1 protein-coding gene and 3 pseudogenes are annotated in these 4,568 nt (G+C 57.7%); 3 read left to right on the top strand and 1 reads right to left on the bottom strand.

Going from position 1 to position 4,568, the window contains the following annotated elements; all coding sequences use genetic code 11:
* A pseudogene (locus tag ABH944_RS44700) lies at positions 1–101 on the bottom strand (J domain-containing protein); the annotation flags it as partial.
* 68 nt (positions 102–169) lie between these two features.
* On the opposite strand from ABH944_RS44700, the pseudogene ABH944_RS44415 reads away from it, so the two are divergent.
* The 3 genes and pseudogenes from ABH944_RS44415 to ABH944_RS44425 all read left to right on the top strand — a co-directional run.
* Positions 170–631, top strand: a pseudogene (locus ABH944_RS44415) (transposase); the annotation flags it as partial.
* A gap of 522 nt (positions 632–1,153) precedes the next feature.
* Entirely contained in the window at positions 1,154–2,404 is a 1,251-nt protein-coding gene (ltrA, locus tag ABH944_RS44420; protein WP_404615778.1) for a group II intron reverse transcriptase/maturase, read from the top strand.
* 66 nt (positions 2,405–2,470) lie between these two features.
* Positions 2,471–3,562 (top strand): annotated as a pseudogene (locus ABH944_RS44425) (IS3 family transposase); the annotation flags it as partial.
* Positions 3,563–4,568 lie beyond the last annotated feature (1,006 nt).

Here is a 4,568-nt window from a genome sequence, read left to right on the forward strand (position 1 = left end):
GTTTTGCGCTCACGTTCCTGCGGATCGGTCTCGCGGTCCGGATGCAAGGCGCTGGCCAGTTTGCGATAGACCTCGCGGATAGATAAGCTCAGTTCCCCCCGGCGTCAGACTACTTGTCGTGTTATCTGATTCTTATAGACATGGTCCGGGGGCGGTAAAATCAGGGTGAATGAAAACCTACTCAGCAGAAAGAAAAGAAGCGCTGGTGCGGCGCATGATGCCGCCGGAAAACGCGCTGGTTTCGGCGCTGGCCAGAGAAACGGGAATTACCGAACAGACGTTGTACACGTGGCGCCGACAGGCGAAAGGACAAGGGTTGGCTGCGCCGGGCGATGGGAAGAATGCCGAAGCATGGTCTTCGGAGGACAAGTTTGCAGTAGTGCTGGAAACCGCGCCGCTCAATGCAGCGGAGCTGGCCGAGTATTGCCGTCGAAAAGGTCTTTATCCGGAACAGATATCCGCCTGGCGAGCCGCTTGCCGTTCGGCCAATGCGAATGCCACGGAGCAGGCACGCGAGCAGCGCCATCAGTCGAAGGACGACAAGAAGCGCATCCAGCAGCTCGAGAAAGAATTGCAGCGCAAGGAGAAGGCGCTGGCGGAAGCGGCTGCGCTGCTGATTCTGAGAAAAAAAGCCCAGGCGAGTGTGCTATGAAAACTGTTTGATCGATGAGGGTAGGCCCCTTGATGCCGTCTTTCAGGAGAAGGCATCAAACCACTTCAAGCTGCTGCGTTTAAGAGACGTGGTGGTGAGCGTTGAAGAAAAGGCGCATTGAATGCGTCAGGTATGGAATAACGAGACGAGCGCAAGCGAACCGTTGATGAGGTGTCGATAGCTTTTTCCACCTGTCGTCAAAACCAAGGTCCTCGCCTGACCTTGGGACAAACCAAGCGGGAGCCTGATTACTGGCTTGGTGACGACCGGCATAAAGACGGCGTGACGTTACTCCAGGCGATTGAACGGAACATAGGAACCTGTCACCACGATGCGAAGGGAGAAGCTTGATTTGAAGGACTCAAAGAAGGCGAGAGTACCGATGCGGGGTACAGGGGCGGAGCATTTCGTAGTAGCTGTGAAGCCTCGTAATGGGGGGGGAGCGAAGGGAATGCGTCATCCGGCGAGACTTGTGGGTCAACCAGACAATGGGATGAGCCGATGAGTCGAGCCAGGCCGTTTGCAATAACGAAGGCGTCTGTGTGGGCAGCATGGCTTCAGGTAAAAGCGAACCATGGTGCGCCCGGTGTGGACGGGCAAACCATAGAGGCATTTGAACAGCGGCTGAGACCCAATTTGTACAAGCTGTGGAGTCGAATGTCTTCGGGGAGCTACTTCCCCCCACCGGTGCGTGGCGTGGAAATTCCGAAGGGCAATGACAAAAACAAAAAGCGACTGTTGGGAGTTCCCACAGTAGCGGACCGCGTTGCCCAGGCGGTTGCACGCAATTATCTTGAAGCGCAGGTAGAGCCCTGTTTCCATCCCGATTCCTATGCTTACCGTCCTTCCAGGTCGGCGCTGGACGCGATAGCTGCTGTCCGGGAGCGATGCTGGAAATACGACTGGGTACTGGAATTTGACATCAAAGGTGCGTTCGACCATGTTGATCACGAACTCATGATGAAAGCGGTGCGGCAACATGCACGCTGCGCATGGGTGGAGCTGTACGTGGAACGCTGGTTGAAGGCACCAATGATGAGGGGGCAGGAAATGGTGTCGCGGACGCAGGGCACGCCGCAGGGTGGTGTCGTCAGCCCGGTACTATTTAATCTCTATATGCATTATGCCTTTGATACTTGGATGGCGAGGCACTTTCCGGACACGTCGTTCGTGCGGTATGCGGACGATGGTTTGGTCCACTGTAAAAGCGAAGCCGAAGCCAGACGGTTGCAGGAGGCAATCGGTGCGCGTCTCAAGGCCTGTGGCCTGGAATTGCATCCTGAGAAGACGAAGATCGTGTACTGCCGGGATGGGAATCGCAAGAACGACTATCCCAACACGAGCTTTGACTTTCTGGGATACACCTTCCGTGGTCGGCTGGCCAAAAGCAAGCGCGGCGTTTACTTCAACAGCTTCAGTCCTGCCTTGAGTGGCAATGCGGCGAATCGCATCCGCGAGAAGCTGCGGACGTGGAACATTGGTCGCTGGAGTGAAGCTGGAATCGAGGAGATTGCCGAGCGGGCCAATCCCGCCTTGCGAGGATGGTGGAACTATTACGCGGCGTTCTACATGAGCGAGTTCAAGCGCGTGATCGCCCACCTCAACGATATTCTGATGAAATGGGCGGTACGCAAATATCGCCGGTTTAAACGGAGTCGTGTCAAGGCGCGGACCTGGCTCAGGCGGATGGCCGAGCGTGCACCGGATCTGCTGTATCACTGGACGCTGGGGGTATTGCCATCGGCTGGATGACAAGAGCCGTATGAACCGAGAGGTTCACGTACGGATCTGTGAGGGCCTGGCGGGGAAGTTCCGCCGGGCTACTCGACTTTGGGGAGACAAAGAGGACGATTGATCAACGTCCCGGATCGCCTGTTATGTATATCGTTGATACGCGAGGCGGCGCAGTCAGGCTGTCGGCTGGAGAAGGCTTGCGACGAGCTGGGCATGAGCCTGCGCACATTCCAGCGCTGGGTGTGTGACGGTGACGCGGTGCTCGCCGATGGCCGTACCACGACCGAACGGTCGCTGCCGGGGAATCAGCTGAGTGAGGCCGAACGGCAACAGATTCTTGAGGTGGCCAATAGTGCGGAGTTTGCCAGCCTGCCGCCCAGCCAGATCGTGCCAAGCCTGGCGGATCGCGGCGTGTATGTCGCATCGGAATCGAGCTTTTATCGCGTGCTGCGCAGCACCTCGCAGCAGCATCACCGGGGTCGTGCGCGCAAGCCTTCGACCCGGGTGGTGACCAGTCATTGTGCGACGGCACCGAATCAGGTCTGGTCGTGGGACATCACGTGGCTGCCGGCGGCGGTCAAAGGACAGTACTACTACTGGTACATGATGCTGGACGTGTTCAGCCGCAAGATTGTCGCTCATGAAGTGCATGAAGCCGAATCGGCAGAACTAGCCGCGTTGCTGATGCGGCGTGCCAGTCTGGCCGAGGGCCTGGCAGGACGTCCCCTGGTGCTGCACTCGGATAACGGCAGCCCGATGAAGGGTGCGACGATGCTTGCCACTCTGGAAAACCTGGGGGTCGCGGCCTCGTTTAGCCGGCCGCGTGTGAGTAATGACAACCCGTACGCAGAGTCGCTGTTCCGCACCTGCAAGTACCGGCCCGACTACCCGCGCAGGGCGTACGGCAGCGTGGATGAGGCACGGGCCTGGACGCAGAAGTTCGTGCGTTGGTACAACCAGGAGCACAAACACAGCGGCCTGAAATTCGTCACGCCGGCGCAGCGCCACAACGGCGTAGCCGCCGCAGTGCTCGCGCAGCGTGAAGCAGTTTATGCAGAGGCCAGGGAGCGCAATCCACGGCGTTGGTCCCGATCAACGCGTAATTGGGAATTGAAGGGTGAAGTCTGGCTCAATCCGGAGCGCATGCAGCCGGAAGAACTAAAGCAGTTTGCTTGAAGTGACACGACAAGTACGTTGACAACCGCCGCTAGCGCCGGCTAATAAGGTAAAGCGAATCTTTGCTCCCTTCTCTGGCAGCTTCGGAATAGGAGGCGAGAGAAACTCTAGAGTGTAAGGCGGGTACATCGGTTGGTCATGAGAACCGCCACGAAGGATGTGAAAGAGATCGTCGACCTTCCGGACCAACTGGCCCCGCTCAGGATAGTAGACCTGTACGTATAATCCAGGCCTGTTCTTATCGGGTCCGTCGACGCCGCCTAAACCAATTTGTGGACGAAACTGTCCATGGGTAATCTTGATTCGCTGTACCCCGTCAAAGACCGGTTCAGCGGTCACCGAGTCAACTACCGCGAGGTCAAAGTCGATGCCTGCCCATGACGCCGAGGCATTGGACCCAATGTCCCTGAATGGGCCATCATGGGGATTGACGGGGTGTGGTCCTACCGTCATTTCGTTCGGCTCGAAGAGGGACTGCGCCGGTCGCGACTTGTGTCGGCGGCTGGCAGCAACCGCGAAGGTGCAGATTAGGGCAAGTGCGATGGCTATGGAACAAGCGTGGCGAGTGCGCATATCAGACCTCCGGGTCTAAGGGGGCCGGCCGAGGAGGGGCTCTCGACTTCACCCAGATTGATGCTGTAGAAGGTGATTTGTAGCAGAGCCGCTCCGACACTTACGGGTGTAAGCCGCTGTGGGGGGTAGTCCGGTTATCTCGCAGAATCTAGCAATGGTATCTTCGCCGCACCAAGCCTCTGACCATAACGGCAGGGTGTCTGTGCGACAGGACACTTAAGTGAAGAATTTGGAAGCTCTGGATCTCTTATAAGTCGTCGGGCGGCTTTCCGGGTGTTTAACACTTCGGCCCCTCTCCGTTTAGATACCTCCTATCATCACGTCACGACTGCTATTCGAGGGTAAGCATCCGATCAGTACCGTCGCGGATGACGTTGACACGCGAGAGGCTGGGCTGCTAGCGAATGGGATCGATACGTGCGGAGGTGGGCAG

The organism is Caballeronia udeis (genome assembly GCF_044909315.1).
GTDB lineage: Bacteria > Pseudomonadota > Gammaproteobacteria > Burkholderiales > Burkholderiaceae > Caballeronia > Caballeronia udeis_A.

Bases quoted from the DNA above. Each gene is read 5' to 3' on its own strand.
- ltrA (WP_404615778.1), top strand. From the start codon at position 1,154: ATGAGTCGAGCCAGGCCGTTTGCAATAACGAAGGCGTCTGTGTGGGCA.